The 19,558-nt window shown below is 52.0% G+C and carries 20 protein-coding genes; 14 read left to right on the top strand and 6 right to left on the bottom strand.

What is annotated here, in order from left to right:
- Positions 1-57: 57 nt before the first annotated feature.
- The 5 genes from AC0QH1_RS13720 to AC0QH1_RS13700 all read left to right on the top strand — a co-directional run bounded on the left by AC0QH1_RS13720 (position 58) and on the right by AC0QH1_RS13700 (position 3,271).
- Positions 58-702 (top strand): alpha/beta hydrolase, encoded by a 645-nt coding sequence (locus AC0QH1_RS13720; RefSeq protein ID WP_324631722.1) that lies wholly within the window; start codon positions 58-60, stop codon positions 700-702.
- 311 nt (positions 703-1,013) lie between these two features.
- Entirely contained in the window at positions 1,014-1,226 is a 213-nt protein-coding gene (isiD, locus tag AC0QH1_RS13715; protein ID WP_324631721.1) for a protein IsiD, read from the top strand.
- Between the two features lie 27 nt (positions 1,227-1,253).
- Positions 1,254-2,513, top strand: coding sequence for a bifunctional phosphopantothenoylcysteine decarboxylase/phosphopantothenate--cysteine ligase CoaBC (gene coaBC, locus AC0QH1_RS13710; RefSeq protein WP_324631720.1), 1,260 nt, complete (start codon positions 1,254-1,256; stop codon positions 2,511-2,513).
- 288 nt (positions 2,514-2,801) lie between these two features.
- Positions 2,802-2,984, top strand: coding sequence for a heterocyst-inhibiting protein PatX (gene patX, locus AC0QH1_RS13705; RefSeq protein ID WP_442957313.1), 183 nt, complete (start codon positions 2,802-2,804; stop codon positions 2,982-2,984).
- 77 nt (positions 2,985-3,061) lie between these two features.
- On the top strand, positions 3,062-3,271 hold the full coding sequence (locus tag AC0QH1_RS13700) for a hypothetical protein (protein WP_324631719.1): 210 nt from the start codon (positions 3,062-3,064) through the stop codon (positions 3,269-3,271).
- 101 nt (positions 3,272-3,372) lie between these two features.
- Here AC0QH1_RS13700 and AC0QH1_RS13695 read toward each other — a convergent pair whose 3' ends face one another.
- The gene (locus AC0QH1_RS13695; protein ID WP_324631718.1) at positions 3,373-4,194 is read right to left on the bottom strand and encodes a pentapeptide repeat-containing protein; all 822 of its coding nucleotides are present in this window, start codon (positions 4,192-4,194) and stop codon (positions 3,373-3,375) included.
- Between the two features lie 283 nt (positions 4,195-4,477).
- A complete protein-coding gene (locus tag AC0QH1_RS13690; protein WP_324631717.1) occupies positions 4,478-4,921 on the bottom strand; it encodes a hypothetical protein in 444 nt (147 codons plus the stop codon).
- A gap of 1,256 nt (positions 4,922-6,177) precedes the next feature.
- Here AC0QH1_RS13690 and AC0QH1_RS13685 point away from each other — a divergent pair.
- From AC0QH1_RS13685 to proC, 8 genes are all read left to right on the top strand, one after another.
- Complete coding sequence (locus tag AC0QH1_RS13685) at positions 6,178-6,552, top strand: hypothetical protein (RefSeq protein WP_324631716.1); 375 nt, start codon at positions 6,178-6,180, stop codon at positions 6,550-6,552.
- Positions 6,553-6,715: 163 nt separating this feature from the next.
- Complete coding sequence (gene der, locus AC0QH1_RS13680; protein WP_324631715.1) at positions 6,716-8,077, top strand: ribosome biogenesis GTPase Der; 1,362 nt, start codon at positions 6,716-6,718, stop codon at positions 8,075-8,077.
- Between the two features lie 302 nt (positions 8,078-8,379).
- Positions 8,380-9,372 (top strand): energy-coupling factor transporter transmembrane component T family protein, encoded by a 993-nt coding sequence (locus AC0QH1_RS13675; protein ID WP_324631714.1) that lies wholly within the window; start codon positions 8,380-8,382, stop codon positions 9,370-9,372.
- Positions 9,373-9,455: 83 nt separating this feature from the next.
- Positions 9,456-10,973: an anthranilate synthase component I gene (locus AC0QH1_RS13670; RefSeq protein WP_324631713.1), complete on the top strand. Its 1,518-nt coding sequence runs from the start codon at positions 9,456-9,458 to the stop codon at positions 10,971-10,973.
- A gap of 676 nt (positions 10,974-11,649) precedes the next feature.
- Complete coding sequence (gene pipX, locus AC0QH1_RS13665; protein ID WP_324631712.1) at positions 11,650-11,919, top strand: transcriptional coactivator PipX; 270 nt, start codon at positions 11,650-11,652, stop codon at positions 11,917-11,919.
- Positions 11,916-12,581 (top strand): YggS family pyridoxal phosphate-dependent enzyme, encoded by a 666-nt coding sequence (locus AC0QH1_RS13660; protein WP_324631711.1) that lies wholly within the window; start codon positions 11,916-11,918, stop codon positions 12,579-12,581. The genes pipX and AC0QH1_RS13660 overlap by 4 nt, the downstream gene beginning before the upstream one ends.
- Positions 12,582-13,149: 568 nt before the next feature.
- Positions 13,150-13,770 carry a cell division protein SepF gene (locus AC0QH1_RS13655; RefSeq protein ID WP_324631710.1) on the top strand — a complete coding sequence of 207 codons (621 nt, stop codon included), beginning with the start codon at positions 13,150-13,152 and terminating at the stop codon, positions 13,768-13,770.
- Positions 13,771-13,878: 108 nt separating this feature from the next.
- The gene (proC, locus tag AC0QH1_RS13650) at positions 13,879-14,688 is read left to right on the top strand and encodes a pyrroline-5-carboxylate reductase (protein ID WP_324631709.1); all 810 of its coding nucleotides are present in this window, start codon (positions 13,879-13,881) and stop codon (positions 14,686-14,688) included.
- 417 nt (positions 14,689-15,105) lie between these two features.
- Here the strand turns inward: proC and plsY are convergent, their stop codons facing one another.
- From plsY to AC0QH1_RS13630, 4 genes are all read right to left on the bottom strand, one after another.
- Entirely contained in the window at positions 15,106-15,789 is a 684-nt protein-coding gene (gene plsY, locus AC0QH1_RS13645) for a glycerol-3-phosphate 1-O-acyltransferase PlsY (protein WP_324631708.1), read from the bottom strand.
- A 198-nt stretch (positions 15,790-15,987) separates the two neighbouring features.
- Entirely contained in the window at positions 15,988-17,070 is a 1,083-nt protein-coding gene (locus AC0QH1_RS13640) for a DUF3086 domain-containing protein (RefSeq protein ID WP_442957314.1), read from the bottom strand.
- Between the two features lie 629 nt (positions 17,071-17,699).
- Positions 17,700-18,089: a DUF3119 family protein gene (locus tag AC0QH1_RS13635; protein WP_324631707.1), complete on the bottom strand. Its 390-nt coding sequence runs from the start codon at positions 18,087-18,089 to the stop codon at positions 17,700-17,702.
- Positions 18,090-18,168: 79 nt separating this feature from the next.
- A complete protein-coding gene (locus tag AC0QH1_RS13630; protein ID WP_442957312.1) occupies positions 18,169-18,945 on the bottom strand; it encodes an MlaE family lipid ABC transporter permease subunit in 777 nt (258 codons plus the stop codon).
- Positions 18,946-19,148: 203 nt separating this feature from the next.
- On the opposite strand from AC0QH1_RS13630, the gene AC0QH1_RS13625 reads away from it, so the two are divergent.
- Complete coding sequence (locus tag AC0QH1_RS13625) at positions 19,149-19,445, top strand: hypothetical protein (RefSeq protein ID WP_324631704.1); 297 nt, start codon at positions 19,149-19,151, stop codon at positions 19,443-19,445.
- Positions 19,446-19,558 lie beyond the last annotated feature (113 nt).

Genomic DNA, 19,558 nt, shown 5'->3' with positions numbered 1-19,558 from the left:
GGCACCGATAAGCGATTAAAATAGAGAAGGCCAGTTACATTCCACGGAGCAGTCCCGGTGTCTCTAGAAGCCATCACCATTCCACCCACAACCGAGCGATCGCCCGCAAGTCTGGTGGTCATGCTACACGGCTGGGGAGCCAATTGCCATGACTTAGCTCCCCTCGCCCCCGCCCTGAATCTTCCCGACTGCTTATTTTTATTCCCCGATGCGCCCTTTCCCCATCCCCAAGTGCCGGGGGGGAAAATGTGGTACGACCTAGAGCGCGAAGACGAACGGGGATTGTTAGAAAGTCGCCAACGGCTTTATGATTGGCTGAAATCCCTAGAAAGCAGCACGGGGGTGCCGTTGGAGCGCACCATTTTAAGTGGGTTTTCCCAAGGCGGCGCGATGACCCTGGATGTGGGATTGCAATTGCCCGTAGCGGGTTTAGTGTCCATGAGCGGGTATTTACATGGGGAACCGGAACCCACTGGCGATCGCTTGCCCCCCACCTTGATAATGCACGGCACCCTAGACCCGATCGTGCCCCTAAAGGCAGCACATCAGGCGCGCGATCGCTTCGCCAAACTCGGCGTCTTCCTGGAATACCGGGAACTGATGATGGGTCATGAAATTCTACCGGAACAGGTGGAGGAAATGCGAACCTTTGTGGCGGAGGTGTTGTCCGGGGCAGTTCAACCGAATGTTGAGAAGCCTTAAGTTTTCTGCCACAATCGGCGGCGATCGGTTACAATCAAAAGTCGAAACGGGATTGCTTTGCCACCGAGTGGTCGGCTCTGTCGCTCGCCCTCCCACCGCTTGCCCGGGAAAACACTCCCCTTGTGTCGTTCCGCGCAAGCTGAGATAATTGAGCGACGCCTACTTACCCGGAAAAATCCATCGATTTTGGCAGGAATTCCACGCTCTTGGTTTGCGCAAACAGGTACATCCCGCCCCGCTTTCCTATCTCGGTTTCATCCAAAATGATAACGGGAGTTTTCAGGGGGTTTTGCAAGATGGAGGCACCAACGATGGGAACCACAACGTTTGACCAGCACCAGATTGCGGCCATGACGCCAGAGGAAATCGAGACCCTAGCGTTACGTCTGGAGCAAGATGACTACAACGATCCCTTCGAGGGGTTGAATGATTGGCATCTGCTGCGGGCGATCGCTTTTCAGCGTCCCGAACTGGTGGAACCGTATATTTATTTATTGGATCTCGAGCCTTACGACGAAGCTTAACAAAACGCACTGCGGTCAGGAGGAAGGATGAATCCAGAATCAAAACCACCCAACCCCCCAGAATCATTCCCTTCCTCCTTCCATAACCAACGCATTCTGATTGGCATTACCGGGGGGATTGCCGCCTATAAAGTTTGTCAGGTGATTTCTGCCCTAGCCAAAGCTGGGGCGGAAGTTCGCGCTATTCTCACTTCCGGTGCGGCACAATTTATTACCCCCCTCACTGTGGCTACTCTGTGCCGTCATCCCGCCTACACTGACGCGGATTTCTGGCAACCCACCCACCACAGACCGCTGCATATCGAGTTGGGAGAGTGGGCGCAGGTATTGGCGATCGCCCCGCTGACGGCGAATACCCTGGCCAAGTTGACCGCTGGAATGGCAGATAATCTGCTGACGAATACGGTTTTGGCCTCCAGGTGCCCGGTGTTGTTAGCCCCCGCCGCCAACACCGATATGTGGAATCAGCCGGTCACGCAACGCAATTGGCGTCAGATTCATGCCGACGATCGCTATCATAGTTTGGCACCGGGCAGGGGTATTTTAGCCTGCGATCGCGTGGGTTCCGGTCGCATGGCCGAACCGGATCGGATTTTAGCACATTTGGAATCTTTGCTGCAAACCCAGGGAAAGCGAGATTTACGCGGTCAGCGGGTGTTGATTAGTGGGGGGGGAACCCGGGAGTATTTGGATCCGGTGCGGTTTATCGGCAATCCAGCGACGGGTAAAATGGGCGTGGCATTGGCCCAGGCGGCGTTGCATCGCGGTGCGGAAGTGACCTTGGTACATGGTCCGCTCGATCGCGGATTGCTCGATGGAATTCCGGAAGTCCGGGCGATCGCCGTTACCACTGCAGCACAAATGCAGCAGGCAATGGTAGAGTGTTTTCCCCATGCGGATTTAATTGTCATGTCCGCCGCCGTGGCAGATGTGAAACCGAACAGCTACAGTGCCCAGAAGTTGCCCAAGCGATCGCTCCCCGAGGCGTTAGGGTTAGAGTCGGTTCCGGATATTATCGCACAACTGAGCGCCCGCAAGCAACCCCATCAGCGGTTAATCGGGTTTGCGGCTCAAACTGGGGATATCGTCACCCCCGCCCGGGAAAAATTGCAACGGAAAAATTTAGATGCGATCGTGGCTAATCCCATCGATCTGCCCGCCGCCGGCTTTGGCAGCGATCGCAACCAGGCGATCGTACTCGAGGCGGGCGGACGTCAGCAGGCGATCGAACCTTGCAGCAAGCTGACCTTAGCCCACCGTCTGTTTGATTTCCTCGCCCAGGGTTAAATAGGGGAAACCCTTTCATCTCATGTTCGTCCGCAATCCGCCTGTTACAAGTCGGCTTTGGGATTATCTCCCCCTATTTGCTAACCGGAGCGCTTCATGCAAATTTAACCGTTAAAAACAAATAAATTACTCTGAAAATAGATATCGATCGGGGTATTATTCTAGAATAAACAAAAAATAAAACGGCCAGAAAACTGACAAATAATTATTTTTTATTGGCGGGTTAAACGGATCGAGCGATCGCCTCTGCGTAAAGAGAAATAGAAAGCTCTGATACGGAACTTGCTTATGCTACGTAGCTACACTTCTTTAGTTTTATCCAGCCTATTGTTCGTCGGTCTAGCGGTCAACTTCCTTAACATTGAATCTCACAAATCGGAAGAATTCTTTGGCACGCTGTCCGATCGCGTATCATCGGCTCGCATAGAATCCGGAGACGAAACGGCTCCCCATCGGGGTAGTGGACGCTAGGCAAAATTTTTCTATTGTCCCGAACTTTCGGGAAACCTCTGTAGAGAGGAATAGAAAGGCACTCGAATTACCGTCAGATGTATAAATATCAGATTGGTTTTGTTTTAACTTCTTTGTTATTTTGCGCCAGCGTTCATTTTGTCGAACTTAGCGATAAGGCGATAACAAAGTTGCAATTGAAAGAGCATCATATTCCACAGGTTGTCGCACAACTCGCAACCGATGAAGATGCCGAAGGTTCGCATCGTGGAGGGAGTCGGCGGGATAGTGCGATCGATGTTTTTTAAATTTCCTACCGTCCGTGCATCTAGCACGGCGGTACTTGGCAAGCGAATAATGGAAAAAGCCCGGTATTTATACCGGGCTTTGTGTATTTTCTCCCTTGTCCTTAAGAAGGTAATCCAGGACGAGGCAAACCTAAATGATTGGAACCCGAATGCAGGGAAGAATTGGTATGTAGAACGCTGACATAAGAAGACATATTCGGGTGCGTATGAGCGGAAGAAGGGTGACGCTCCGGGGGAGTCCGCATTCCAGAAACCGGATTTTCTTGGTATAAACCAATCGCACCATCGAGCTTTGCCTGTGCTAAATTTGCGCCACTGAGATCGGCTCCCGTCAAATTGGCACCATTGAGATTCGCATTTAATAAATTTGCGTTTCTCAAGTTAACCCCACTGAGATTCGCATCGCTGAGATCTGCTTCCACTAATCGGGCATTACTTAAATCCGCATTCGATAAATTAGCCCCGATTAACTGAGTGTGACCGAGATTTGCGCCGGCGAGATTGACGCCACTCATTTGAGCCGTGTGCAGGTTGGCACCAATTAAGTTTGCTCCCTCTAAAGAAGCACCGCTGAGATTAGAATTTTGGAGCTGAGAATTGACCAAAGTTGCAAATACTAAATCGGCCCCTCCGAGTTCGGCTTCATTCAGTTTAGCGTCGAGTAGGTTCACCCCTTTAGCATCAATCCCACTCAGGTCGCTACGGGCTAAATCAGCCGCCACTAAATTGGCAAAGCTAAGTTCGGCCCCGCTTAAATTAGCTTGATTGAGATTGGTGCCATTCAGGTTAGCAAACATCAGCTTAGCGCCGCTTAGATCGGCATTCGCTAGATTGAGTCGAGTTAATTGGGCATCTCGGAGATCGCCACCTTGGCATTGCTTGGTTGCTAGTAACCGTTTGATGTGCGCGTTATTTGCTGACATATTTCTTCCTCTGATTGTAATCCCCCACGGTTCGGCGATCGGACCTCGGGGTTATAATGCTTCGTAAGAATGATGTGGGCTTTGTCCCCGTCATTTTTCTTTCAAAAAACCACTGTTACTTACACCAGCCGCGATTGACGTTCAGGACAATTGGAATGAGGGAGTTCTCGAAGGTCGAGTTAGGCGACAGTTATCGTTCTGAACCTGAAAAAAGCTGCGACGAGCGGTCGGTTTTGAGCGGGGAAAGCCTGCACAGAGAAAGCGCGGAAATTAAACCAGGGGTTCAAGAGAAAGCCCAGAGGGTGTTTTCTTTGAAAAAGGAAAAGAAAAACCCGCCGAAACATTCACCCGGAACCGTCATCGGATAGCGATCGCGCCTTCCATTTGCCGGCTTATTTCGTTTCTCTATACAAATGGAAAATCGAGCGGTTATGATTGTCGGTAATTGAAGCGGGTAAGAGACTGTCGAACGGTAAAAAATCCCCCCAGTCCAAAGACTAGGAGGAAGCCAGGGTGCAACTGGTAAAGATATTCCGCAATAAATCGCAAAAATCCGGAACCAATTCACGGCCAATTTCGCCTTTAGTAAAGTAGACATCGCCATTGCAACGCCAACGATTGCCATCGCAGGCGCTATGGAACTCGTCTTTATTTTTTTTTTCACCACAACTGCAATCAACCGCATTGATTCGCTCGATTTTGCCTCAATTCCAACATCGTCGTGCAAATGCAACCCCGAGGGGATTGAGTGAAGCGTTAGCGATCGCAAGCGCATCGCCCCTCACGAGATTTTTATTTTCCTGAATGAGCGATCGCCTACCCCGACTTTAAATCTCGTTTTTTCGCGCAAAAATACTGCTTTACACCCCAATCAATACAACAGTTTTTACCCGCAACGAGCATTTTGCAGAGTGCTTCAAACTCCTTTCTGCGTTGCAGAAAATTCAGGTTTTATCGCCACTGGATTTTTCTCATCCAGCCTCCCACAAAACCTTCCCGATTTTTTCCCTAAATCCGGGTAATCGCTGCACCCGTCGTGTTGTCGTAGAGCACCAAAATCAACGAGTTATCCCAATTTAAACTCAGTCAATCTTTGAAGTGTATTTTGTAGATGCCCCAGTATGATTGACATGCCATCCGCGCATTGGCGGGCAAACTGCCGCTACCGTTGCGGGTGTAGATGTAGGCATGGGCATTTTTTTACCATCGATAGATTTTACTGAGTTTGATGGGTACCGATCGTAGAGCATACTGCAATTTTGAATCCCTGTCAAGGGCTACCGACTATTCAGGGATAGTGGATTGCTATCGGTGACAGGGGAAACACCCCCTTTCTTCCCTGAGCCATTCTCTTCCCCCTGACTCATACCATTTTAATTCAGGGCGGCAACAGATAACCGAAACGAATTTCCGAGGCATTCAGCAGCACAACTTGCAACCGCCGCGATCTAAACATTGATTTCTCTGTGTGTTCGCCTCGGTGAAATAGGTCACTTCCAGACTCTCGATCGCATTCAGATGGCTGGTTCTTTGCCTCGTTTTTTGAGTGCTTATCACCCGATCGCGCTTCCCTGCAAGGGATTCCCCGCCGATCGCCCCATCCAGTTTTTGGCTCCAATTCTAGCCTCGACTTTTTGTGGCCACAGTTTGCCTCATGTTACTCTCCACCCTAGCAAAAAAAACGCTCCGGGGAAAGCTCCCCACATTTGTAGCCACGAAATTGCAAGAATGACAAGATGCACAGAATTATCCCCGGCGATCGCAGCAGCCAACTGTTAACAGCGATCGAAAATCCGACCCATTTCCGAAAAAAGGGTTTTCCCAGACAATAGAATCATTGCCACCCGCAAGCAAAAGCGCGATCGCGGGAAAATATAGAAACTGCACAGTTGCAGCAATCGGCTACAATAAAAAACGGGAGATAGGGAATGCGATCGCTCCTTCCCTTCTCAGTCCAAAGAACTCTTCCACAAATATCCGGCTATGAAACTCACCCCTTCCCACTTTGGAATAACCATAGCATTCCTCATTTTATCCGTCGGCTGTACCGAAACCTCGGCGGAAAAATTCTGCGAATACAATCCGGCAGAAAATCAGGAAAATCCCCTCGAACCCTCAGCCAAACTAACCCTTCGAGAATCCAATGGTAACGCCATTTTTACCTATCAACCCACCCCAGGAAAAAACCTAGACGAAAATATCACCCTTGCCACCAACACCGAGCTAATTTTTGCCAACACCGATTTAGACACAGCGCGGCTGAAATTAATTCAAAACGAAGACTACTATCACCAGCTCATCGGGAAAGAAACCGAACAAAGCTTTGCCGAAGTCAATCCAGGATTCACCTGTCGCTGAGTCAAACTTCAGAGCATTGAATTGAGGGAAACCCGCCGGGATAGCAATAGTGCCATTGCCGACGAGAGGATGGGGAGAAAAAAGATTCCGGCGTGCAAAGACTTCGCTATAATAAAATGATGCAATATTTTAGCTCTTAGCGAAAAAACAGGAAACTTAACCGATGGCTTTACCTATTGTTGCTATTATCGGACGACCCAACGTGGGAAAATCCACCCTCGTTAACCGACTGGCGGGAGGGAAAGAGGCGATCGTGCATGACCAACCCGGAGTCACGCGCGATCGCACCTACGCCGACGCCTTTTGGCAAGACCGAGAATTTCAGGTAGTGGATACGGGCGGATTAGTCTTCGATGACGAAACCGAATTTTTACCCTTAATCCGCGAACAAGTAATGGTGGCTTTAGCCGAATCGAAAGTTGCTATTTTTGTAGTAGACGGACAACTCGGCCCTACCGCTGCCGATCGCGAAATTGCCAACTGGTTGCGGGCGCAAAGCGTACCCGTGGTGCTCGCCGTCAACAAATGCGAATCCGTCAACGACGGATTAATTCAAGCAGCAGAATTTTGGGAACTCGGATTGGGAGAACCCTATCCCATTTCCGGGATTCACGGAAGCGGAACCGGCGATTTGCTCGATGTAGTAATTTCCTACTTACCGCCCCTGCATGAAATCGAAGAAACCCACGAAATCAAAGTAGCCATTGTGGGACGACCCAACGTGGGAAAATCCAGCTTATTAAATGCCTTTGTTGGGGAAAAGCGGGCGATCGTCAGTGAAATTTCCGGAACCACCCGCGACGCGATCGATACCCTGGTCAAACGCAAGGGACAAATTTATCGCCTCATCGATACCGCCGGGATTCGGAAAAAGAAAAAAGTGGAATACGGACCGGAATTTTTTGGCATCAATCGGTCATTTAAAGCCATTCGGCGGGCAGAAATAGTGCTGCTGGTGATTGATGCCCTCGATGGCGTCACCGAACAAGACCAAAAATTAGCCGGACGCATCGAAGAAGAGGGACGGGCTTGCGTTATCGTCGTCAACAAATGGGATGCGATAGAAAAAGATTCCTCCACCATTTACGAATACGAAAACCACCTGAGAGCTCGCCTGTATTTTCTCGATTGGGCCGATATGATTTTCGTCAGTGCCCTACAGGGGAAACGAGTGGAAAAAATTATCGATTTAGTAGAAAGTGCAGCCAGGGAACATTCCCGTCGCGTCTCCACTTCCGTGATTAACGAAGTCCTAGAAGAAGCCCTGCGCTGGCACACCCCGCCCACCACTCGCCAAGGAAAACAAGGAAAAATTTACTACGGCACCCAAGTCAGCACCCAACCGCCAACCATTGCATTATTCGTGAACGATCCGACCCGATTTCACGAAAACTATCGCCGTTACATCGAACGACAATTCCGAGAAAACCTGGGATTTACCGGGACGCCATTGCGCTTGATTTGGCGCGGGAAAAAAGCCCGAGATGTGGACAGCAGCAAAACCAATCGCGCGGTGAAAGTGTAGGGGTTGCCACAACCGACAAATCCGTAGGCGAAGGACAGGACAAAGCCTTGTCCTGTCCGTACTGTGGAGCTGATAGGTTCAGGGGGAGAAAATATTATCAAAGCCCATGCTTCTTCAGGATGGGAAAAGGCGAGAGATGGATTTTATTGAGATTGACCAGGAATGCCCAAGCGGAATGGCAAGGGTAGGCATTTTAATTGGTATGCCTTGGCAAAATTCGCGTATTTTAGGGCGAGTTCAGCCGGATTGCGGATAAAATAAAATCGCTATAAACTCGAAAAAAAATTACCATTTAAACGCTGATGGATTTACTGCGATCGCTACCACTGGGGCTATATCTCGAACAGCCAGTGACAGGACTGCATCGCTTAGATGCCAGAGTCAAACTCGGATGGCTGATGAGCTTTTTAATTGCCCCGGTCCTAGCCAATGCACCGTTACGGATTGGGTTAGTGGTGTTGCTGATTGCGATGACCGTAATCGCGCGGATCCCCCTGCGAGTGTGGCGACAGCAAATGGGATGGTTGCTGATGCTGGGGATATTGATATTGGGGATTACCGCGATCGCCCCCGACGGACTTTCCGTAGAACATCAACCGCGCCTCCCCGCCCAGGAAATCGCCTTTAATCACGAACCGCCAACCCCACCCGCCGCCGACTCACGCAATCCCTGGTACAATCCCTTCGGTTGGGGACAAGACAGAACCGTGCCCCCATCCCTGGTGGAAGATTCCCTTCCCCAACCCCACGAATATCAATACGTCATCTTTGAGCGGGGGCGGTTTAAAATTACCCGTCGCTCCTTGGATCTGGGTATCCGCATCAGCACCCTCCTGTTTACCCTGATTTATAGCACCAACCTGTATTTGCTCACCACCGCCCCCGAAGAAATCACGGCAGGCATCGAAGATTTGATGAGTCCCCTGCGGCGATTTAACGTCCCGGTGACAGAAATTGCCCTGACCTTAACCTTATCCCTGCGGTTTATCCCCTTGGTGTTAGAAGAAGTGCAAAATTTAATTCGGTCCGTGCGGACCCGCGCCATTAACTGGAAAAAACTCGGCTTGCGCGGCACCGCCAAAGTGTGGTTCACTGTAGTGGAAAGACTGCTAGAAAACTTGTTATTGCGAGCGCAGCAGATTGCTGGCGGAATGCAAGTGCGCGGCTTTACCAGTCCCAACGAGCATCGAGTGCGGTGGCACCACCTGCAATTGAAAGCGAGAGACTGGGTAGCGATCGCGGTTCTGTGTGGCTTCTGGGGCGTGCGCTTGGTATGGGGATGGCAAGGGTTTTGAAATCGGCGAGGGATGCAAGGATGAAAAAGGCGAGCAGAAGCGATTTATTGCCACCGAGACGCGAGAATTCAAAGGGGAAGTGAATGATGGAACCGATATTACCGTGGTTTTGGCGATCGCTTCCCCTAGAAGGGCGCACCGGATCGCAAATCTTTGCCGCACTTTTTGCGATCGCCGAGGCAAAAGGACCGGGGGAACCTTCTATCCACAACATTGCCACCCTGTTAGAAAGTCCTTATCCCACCCCGACGCCTAACCCCCACGCGCGATATTCCATCTGTGCCGGTGCGCCGCGTATCGTGGAGAATCGCCCGCGACTGTGGATCCCGCCCATTGGCGAAATTCTGCCATTCCTGCACCACCTGCTGGAGTGTTCCAAACAGACACCGCAACCGAAGGAATTGCCCGAGGGAGAGTCCCTTCCCTTCACCGGCGGGTGGTTGGGATGGCTGGGATACGATCTCGCGTGGGAAATCGAAAAGCTGCCTTATTTTAATCCCGATCCGCTTCCGTTTCCGGTGGCGTATTGGTACGAACCCGCCGAGTTTGCGATTTTAGACCACCACCAGCAAAAGCTGTGGTTAGCCGCCAGCGATCGCGCCGCACTCGAGGTGATGGAAAAGCGAGTTAGGGCGGGAAGTTCCGGTTGGGAATCGCCAGAGGAATTTGTGGGAGAAGCCGATTCCGAGGCGATCGCCACTCCCCTGGAGTTTCAGATATCGCAAAGCCAATATGAAAAAGCGGTGCAACAGGCGAAGAAATATATTGAAGCGGGGGATATTTTTCAGGCAAACTTGTCCTTGCGGTTTGAGAGCGCGATCGCCCGAGACAGTTGGGCGGTTTATCGCGCCTTGCATCAGATTAATCCTTCGCCCTTTGCCAGTTATTGGCAGACTCCTTGGGGAGAGATGGTGAGTTGTTCCCCAGAACGGCTGGTGCAGTTGCAACGATCCCAGGCGCAGACCCGCCCGATTGCCGGGACGAGAGCGCGGGGTGAGACCCCACAGCGCGATCGCTTCTTGGCGGAAGAATTGCTCGCCAACCAAAAAGAGCGCGCCGAACATATTATGCTCGTGGACTTAGAGCGCAACGACTTAGGGCGAGTGTGTCAGTGGGGATCGGTGCAAGTGAACGAACTGTTAACCATCGAACGGTACAGTCACGTGATGCATCTGGTGAGCAATGCGATCGGCACCCTGCGCCCCGAGTGTGACGCCGTTGATTTAATCCGCGCCATGTTTCCCGGCGGGACCATCACCGGCTGTCCGAAAGTTCGTTGCATGGAAATTATTGAAGAACTCGAACCCTTGCGCCGCAGTTTATTTTATGGATCCTGCGGATATCTCGACTGGCGCGGGCAACTGGACTTAAATATTTTAATCCGCACCCTGTTATTGGCACCGCCGCAGAAACCAGCACCCACAAATGGCGAGGAGACCCTCGGCGATCGCGGGAAAACCACCCCAGAGACAGCGCATCGATTGGTGTGGGGGCAAGTGGGGGCAGGGATCGTCGCCGACAGCGATCCCGAGAGAGAATGGCACGAATCTTTGCACAAAGCGCAAGCCCAAATTGCCGCCATGCAACTGGTCCTCAAGTAGGTGGCATCCTAGGCGGGCAAATTTGAGAGCGTTTTGAGCAGCTTTAGCCGCCGGAGAAACCCACACAGAGGAACTCGGATTGTACAATTTTAAACGGTTATTCAGACATTCAGGGAATCCCACGCCTTCAACTCGATGAAAGAATTGGATGGCTGATGGATCTAGAGCAATTGCCCATTTAATGGTAAATAAATGAAGAATTGTATTTTTTGATACGGCATCAGTACGCCGAAGGGTGAGCTGGAAGCCCGGAGATCTTGCCACAGGAGAGGGTCAGGGGGGAGTATGGTAGAGGGCAAATTGAGCAAATTAAGTGTGTCGATCTGCGCCTTGCGTCCCTAGGATTGGAGGTCAGGAGTAACGGAGATGGGAACAGTGGCTTGGGGGAAATTTTTGAGGAACAGATGAGCCAAAGAGCGAGATGTAGCCGATGGGAATTAAGGTTGGCGACGCGCGGGGAAACGCCAGCACAGGGATTGGGATGGGGGACCACAACGCCGCCAGAGTTAGGGGTGAAAATCCCTCGGGTTTTGCCAGACGGGGGCGATCGCCCGCACTCCTTACCTCAGCAATTTTCACCCGCTTTTCCGGAACCTCCACCGCACCTGAACAGCAATCCCTCAAATCTGTTGTGAATCTATAACCTGGCGATAGACAGCAAGAATCAAGAAGCTGAATGAACACCGAAACCTACCTGAATCATCCCAATTTTGGCCTGCTATTTAGGGTGTGCATGGTTGAAGCGAACCGCGAGTTATTCACCACCCTTTATGCCCAACGCCTATTTTTTCTGGTCATTTCCGAGCCTGAGGGCTTGCGATTTGAACCCGTTACCCGCAGCGATGCTCGCCTGCTGGTGGAAAACCGCCTGCGAGTGCTGCGTCGCACCGGACAAACGAAAGATTACGCTCAGCTTCAAGCTATTCACAAACGCACGTTTCAATGACTATAGCCGAACGGATTGCCAAAATTCGCGCCTCCTTACCCGAGTCAGTCCGATTGGTGGCAGTATCCAAGCAGGTGTCAGCAGACGCCATCCGGGAAGCCTATGCGGCGGGAATTCGCGATTTTGGCGAAAACCGCATCCAAGAAGCGGAAGGGAAACAAGACCAATTAGCGGATTTGTCAGATATCAATTGGCACCTGATCGGACATTTGCAAAGCAATAAAGCCAAACGCGCTGTAGAACGATTTTCCTGGATTCACTCGGTGGATAGTTTGAAAATCGCGCAGCGATTGGATCGTTTAGCCGCACCGCTATCGGTTAAACCCCAAGTTTGCCTACAGGTGAAAATCTTCAAAGATCCCAACAAATACGGGTGGCAAATTCCCAAACTGCTGGCGGATCTCCCGGCGCTGAACCAGTGTGAAAATTTGCAGATTAAAGGGTTAATGGCGATTCCGCCTTCCGGGTTAGCCGAATCGGAAACCTTCGCCTTGTTCGATCGCGCCCGGGAACTCGCCGAGGACATCGAGCAGCAACACTGGTCGCATATTTCCATGCAGGAATTGTCGATGGGAATGTCAGGAGATTATCATTTGGCGGTGAAAGCGGGAGCCACAATGGTTAGGTTGGGGACGATTTTGTTTGGCAAGCGATCGCCTTAACGTTTTTCCGGAGAATTTGCAGTAGGATAAGGGGTAGAGAAATTACTCCCACAAAAGCGCCCAAACCCAAAAGTTGAAAATAACCTTAACTGGGATAGGAATTATAGGGTCGAACTCAAACCCCGAAAGCCTCGCCAAATCACCAACCTTGCTTTTAAGATGTGGAGAGCGCGCGGGTGATGTGACAATCTACAATAGACTGTTAACCTGGGTAGGGTCGAGCAATGAAATGGGCAGCATTAGCTGTTAGGGCAAGGCTACAGAAAAAGCGGTTCGAGCATTGGCGCTCGGTTCTTCTCCAGAAAAGTCATCCCCTTTTCCCGCCGTGGCTGAGCATTGCCTCCCACACCGGAAAGGTGGATGTAGGCCAGATTAATAAGGCCATTGTCACAACCGAGACAGACATGGTGCGCGCAATCCGCGCTTCGCGCTTTGGTGGAGGCCGGCAATATTTCGATCGTCGATGGGAATATTGCACGGAAGGGACAAAGTTAATCTTTGTTTGGTAGTCATCTATCAGCTAAAACATCTGCCCTCATTTAACCCTAGTTTTGATGGAGCGAAAACCGTGAATACGATTTTTTCCAAGCTACGAGATATGGTGGGGATCAACGATCCCGTGGATTATGAGTACGAGTATGACGAAATAGAAGGGGAAGGGTATCAAAACCTGTACCAAGAACAACCAGCCGCAGCGTCTCCGGAAGCGGAAGCGCGTCGGAATAGAGGAAACCTTCGCGATCGCACTTCGGGGATGGGTATGGTTGGAACAGAAGGGGCTATGGGGTCTAGCATGAACGCGATGAATAACGTGATTGGGTTGCCTGGAGCCAACAACGGCATCTCGGAAGTGGTGGTGATGGAACCCAAGTCTTTTGAAGAAATGCCCCAAGCCATTCAAGCCCTGCGGGAACGCAAATCTGTGGTTTTGAACCTGACAATGATGGATCCCGACCAAGCGCAACGGGCGGTTGATTTCATTGCCGGTGGCACCTACGCCCTGGATGGTCATCAAGAGCGGATCGGGGAAAGCATCTTCCTGTTTACCCCCAGCTGCGTGCAAGTCAGTACCCAAACCGGCGTGGTTCACGAGGTTCTACAACCCCATTTACGCGCCTCCCGTCCCCCCGCAGGCGGACAACCTGCCGCAACTTGGACTCCAGGGCAGTCCCAGATGGCAGCACAGTAATTTGAGTCGGACATCGGTGGTGGGTGGTTCCTGGGGGCGATCGCTCCCGATCCCTGCCGCACCGCCGATCGCCGGATGAGCTGAAAGTAGATTAAAAATATTGGACCATTGTCTATTAAATTTGGCATCATTGGCGGCGGGGTAATGGGAGAAGCTCTCTTATCCCGCCTTCTTTCTCGAGAACTTTATCGCCCGCAAGAGGTTTTGGTGAGCGATCCGAATGCGGACCGCTTGCAAACGTTAGAAAAACAATATGGTGTAGGGGTGACGTCGGACAATCACGCCGCCGCCGGTGCCACTGAGGTGCTGCTGCTGGCGATTAAACCCCAACTGTTCGATCGCGTCACGGCAGATCTGCCGACTCCGGGTACAGCACAGCAGGTGCCGGTGGTGATTTCGATTTTGGCGGGGGTTCCGTTAAGCAAATTGTCCGCCGCTTTTCCCGAAGTGCCCACCATCCGCGTCATGCCGAATACACCGGCAATCGTGGGGGCCGGGATGTCGGCGATCGCTGCCGGTCCTGGAGTTGAACCCCATCACCTGGAACGCGCCAAGCAGGTGTTGCAAGCGGTGGGGGAAACGATTGAAGTCCCCGAATCTCTGATGGATGCCGTCACCGGGGTTTCCGGATCCGGTCCGGGCTATGTGGCGATTTTAATCGAAGCCTTGACAGATGGCGGGGTTTGTGCTGGGCTGCCCCGGGCGATCGCCGCTCAACTGGCGTTGCAAACCGTACTCGGTACGGCAACCCTGATGCGCGAGAATTCCCTCCATCCCGCCGAACTGAAAGATCGCGTCACCAGTCCGGGAGGAACCACGATCGCCGGCATCGCCGCACTGGAAAAAGCCGGATTTCGATCCGCGATTATCGAAGCAGTGCAAGCCTCCGCCGCCCGATCGAAAGAACTGGGAAAATAATTGGCGATCGGTAACGCTGAAGAATTGAGCAGGGGCGATCGCAACTCCTCAATTCTTCAGTTGGGATTTTGCCGAATGTTTTCCCTTCCCCGACAAAAATTTATCGCAATTTTATCCAATTGCCCTCGAAATCCACCGCCTTTCTGGATATGGCAGTAGCCTGTCCCGAGGTTAGATAGGCATCAATATTAAACTCAGTATTTGCCTAAATTCTAATCACGAATTTAGGCATTTTTTAACCTTAAAAATCGACGATTAATCCATAAAAAACAATTTTGAAGTTGATTATTTAGTTGAGTAAAACTACCCGGCGAAAAAAGTAGAATGAAGAGATAAAAATTGAGACCGTTAAAATTGAGAAAATGCTCTATTATCGAGCCTCAATTTTTCCCCTTCCCCCTTGAAACTGGGGATAGTTTAAGATTGAAGACTTTCCGATTGCTGCTGTAGTTTTTGGCCGATGCGAGGTTCGGTGCCTGCCATCAGACGCCCGATATTGCTGCGATGGAGCCAAATAACATAAAAACCCGCGCAGAATCCAAATAAGAGATAGGGCAGGGGTTGATTCATCAAAAACATGACAGCGGGGAGGGCGATCGCACCGGACATCGAACTGAGAGAAACGATGCGTGAAATCGACAACATGATGCCAAACACGCTGAATGTTAGTAAAGCCACCGGCCAACAAAGAGCCAACAAAACGCCGAGACTGGTGGCCACCGCTTTTCCGCCGCGAAACTCAATCCACACTGATTTGGTGTGACCCACCAAAGCGGCGATGCCTGCTACCATTGCCATCCAATACACCCAAATCGACGGATCCACCGTCGGGGGTGCCAATTGGGTCATTGCCGGCCAAGAATAGAGCGCGCGAACCAGAGCGATCGCGGCAATGCCTTTCGAGACATCCACCAAAAACACAAACAAAGCGGCTCCTTTGCCCACCGTTCTGAGGACATTGGTGGCACCTGTAGAGCCAGAACCTTCCTCGCGAATATCAATTCCGAGTTGTTTGCGAGCCACAATATATCCGGTAGGAATCGAACCGAACAAATATCCCGCTATCAACAAAGAAAAATTTATAACAAGCCAGAGAACCATCGCTATCCTTGAGGTAAAACTTGAGACGATAAAAAAACAAACCAATCGAATTGCACCCCGCTAGGACAAGCAAACCGCACCGAGACGATCGCGTTCCCCCCGTAGCGATCGCGCGCCCTAGGTGGTTTGCTGCGCGCGATCGGCCAGAGAGTGCCGCACAGAGCCGTCCCCTCGTCCCGGGCAACTGGCCTGTGTGTGCTACAGAACCGTTGGCACTTCCGGATCCGGCGCGAAAGCCAGCCACAGGGGAAATTGTAGCAGGGATAGATTAACTTCGTTTTCCGTCTCATCAATGACGATTAGCGGCATTTGCTTTTGTTTGAGCAAGCGGTCGGCTTTTTGGGCCACCGCTTCGGGGGCTTCAAACAGAACCACCCCGCGATCGGGACCAAAATCAATGCGAGAAATGCCCAGACAATCTTGCAACCCCCTGCGCCATTCTCCCAGACGTTCCGGAGTATTGGCGAGTAGCAGGGTGCGGAGGCGATCGCCATAAAGGGTTTTGAGCGCGGAAATTGCCGCCGAGGTCACCAAAATATTTTGCAAGCGGCTACCCATCGTCCGGATCGCCCCGCGACCCCCTTGAGTGAAAAACCACTGAGAAAGGCGCTGTGCGTGAACTGGTTCAAACGTCCGACGCAGTTGCCATGCCGGTCCGTAATAATCCGGCATCGTGCGATATTTATCCAACATGCGGCGAATGTGTTTGGCTTGGTCTTGAAACCCGCCTTCGGCAAACTTGGGCATGACCAAGCGATCGCCCCTGCGATCGCCCCTGCGATCGCCCCCGCGAGTCGGTTTAGCCGGGGGTCTTTGCGGTTCCGGTTCTTCCGGTGTCAGCTCCAATTGCTCCACCGCATTCACCAAATCCTGCAAACTGCCGGACAAGTAATCTTTAAATCCCTGCACCCGAATGGCCAAATCTTGGGAGACCCCAGCAAAGGTGGTTCGCATTTCCGAGCGGATCCGCTCCTGACGCCGTTCGAGCTGTTCCACGCTAATTTGCAGGTGATGCTTGCGCTGTTCTAACTCGCTCAAGGCATCTTTCACCAACCGCCCCATCGCTGCTTGGGTATCGGCGAGTTGCCCTTGCATCAAATCAGCCCGAGAGGCTTGCAACTGGGTAATTTCCTCTTGCAACGCGAGTTTTTGATGTTGCAATTGAGCCACTTGTCGTTCCAACGCCGCGACTAATGCTTCTGGGGTTTCGGCATTTTCTTCTGCATCCGATGGCGGGGGCGCATCTGTGGGTTCGCGGGTTTCCGCAGTGGCAGTTCCCACGGCTTCCAGGTCTTCTAACGCTGCTGGCGTGGCGGCATTTTCTTCCGCATCTGAGGGCGGGGGCGCGTCAGTGGGTTTGCTGGTTTCCGCCGACTGGATGTTGAGAGGTGCCGCAGGTTGAGTCTCCTCGGGGGTGGGTTCGGGTTCCGGAGTGTCTGGGGGTGCGCTTTCCGTAGCCGGTTCTGCCCATTCATCCTGGGAGAGTCGCACATCCATCGGTGGCGTGGGTTCAGGAGCCTCAGTGTTGGTGGTGCCAGACTCTGCAGGGTCGCTCTCCGGTGTCGGTTCTGCCCATACATCTTCGGACAGATCCACCGCCGGGGGGGCGGGAACCGCAGAAGGGTCGCCCGCCGTCAGCGAGGACCCCGGAGGATCCTGGCCGATCGCGGTTTCCAGGTCGATGGGGCGATCGCTTTCTCTGGGTTCTGGGGTTTGGGTTTCGTCTGAATTCATGGGCAAGGGATATTAGAGAATGAATCTTCAATGGGCGGACAGGCGGGGAGGGTTCGGCCCCGGGCAGCACCAGTGGTGGGAGTGTCCTAGGAGGCATTGTAGCCGAAGGAGGGACTGAGGGCGAATGGGGGTGGGGAAGTGCAATTGACTCCCCCACCCCCCGGGATTGGTTCAGATTACTGCTTGTAGGGACAGCGTTCTTCTAAGCAGGTTTGCAGCATCTTCGCATCGAACAGAATCGGCAGAAAATGGATGCTTTTGACTTCTTTGAAGTAAAACAAAATGGGCACCGAGGGCCAGAAGATGCGCCAATTTTCCCATTCTTTGTAAGGAAAGCGGCGAATCAAGGTTTCGGTGCGGTAAACGTCGAGAGCGGTGGGGGTAAATTCCAGGCGAATGGTTGCCGTTTGATACATCAGAAATAAGCCAAACAGGGCGATCGGCAAACTGAGCAAGGGTTGAATGGCCAGCAAGGGCACCGCACCGATGAGGAATGCCCAAGGGAGTACGTAACTCGGCGAGAGTTTAACGGTTTGTCGGATTGAGGTGGAAGGGGTAGTGGTCACGGTGATTTTGGGGAAAGCGTTTGTCGGGTGTACTTGTGGATCTGTGGATCTATTTTAGAGGGTGAAGGGCGGCGAGGGATTAGAATACGCCGGTGCCCACGCCTTGAAACATCAGCCAGGAGAGAAAAAAGTTGAAAATGAAGATGGCGAGCAAGGAGGTGACTACGGCGGTGGTGGTGGACTGTCCGACTCCTTTGGCTCCCCCGGTGGTGGTCAAGCCCCAGCTACAGCCAATCACGGCAATCACTCCGCCGAAGCAAATGGCTTTAATCGAGGCGCTGACGAGATCCCAAAAGCCGAGGAGGGTGCGAACGGAGTCGAGAAAGATGGTTTGAGAAATGGTGTACAAGTTGGTGGCAATGACGAGTCCGCCAACCATGCCGGTGAGAAAGGAGAAGAGGGTTAAAATGGGCAGCATCACGCAGCAGGCGAGGACCCGGGGAATGACCAGGTAATCGATGGGATCGGTTTTGAGGATATAGAGGGCGTCGATTTGTTCGGTGACGCGCATGGTGCCGAGTTCCGCAGCAAAGGCGGATCCCACTCGTCCCGCGAGGACTACGGCGGTGAGAACCGGGGCGAGTTCGCGGGATAAGGCGAGGGCTAATACGCCGCCCACGGCGCTTCCGGCCCCGAAGTTGATAAATTCTCGCGCTACTTGAATGGTGAAGACCATGCCGACAAAGGTGGCGGTGACTAAGGCGATAAAGAGGGAGTCTGGCCCGACAAAGGCCATCTGCTCGAAGGTGTTGCGACGGTGGATTTTGCCACTGAGCAGGTGAAACATCACTTGCCCCCCTAGCACGATCGCCGCGAGCAGTCGCTGACTCCATATTGCCAAGCTGGATTTGTGCAAGGGTTTACTCACTCGGGTTTCTATCTCGATTCGGACCGCTGTATTGACCTCGGTGCTTTACAAATTTTAACTAACTTTTTTAATAAAAACTTAATATTTGTGACAGTTCTGACCAATTTAGGCGATCGCGCCTATCGTAGAAATCAACTCGGGTCTTTTTTTTGACTTTGGGTTGCACAGTTACTCCCCCTAAGTTGCTTGATATGAATATTTTGCCTAATTTTCTGCGATCGCTGCTTTTAACCAGTCTCCTCAGTTTTGCCGCACCCAGTCTGCCGATCGGATTTGGTTTGGCGGGATTCTCTTTGCTCGGCCATCTGCCTGGGTTCAGAACTATCGGCCAGTCGGGTGTCAAGCATTTGTTACAATTCTTATCAACCTTTGGCAGCGGTCGCCCCTTGCAAGGGTTGCTCGTCATTGGTCTGACCTGTAGTTTGGTGGGCGCGTTGTTCGACGCCTATGCTTTCTGTCAATATCAAAATCTGGGGGGGGACGAGTAAATCATTTGAACTCGATCGTGTTTTTTGGGGGGGGTAGAGGGTGAACCATATGGAGATATCCGCGCATTCTACCACAGGGAAAGCCTCTCGACCAAATATTCAAATAAAAAATG

It is taken from the genome of Phormidium sp. CCY1219, from assembly GCF_055795085.1.
Note: the sequence above shows the minus strand (reverse complement) of the source record. Positions and strands in the feature narration are given on the sequence as shown.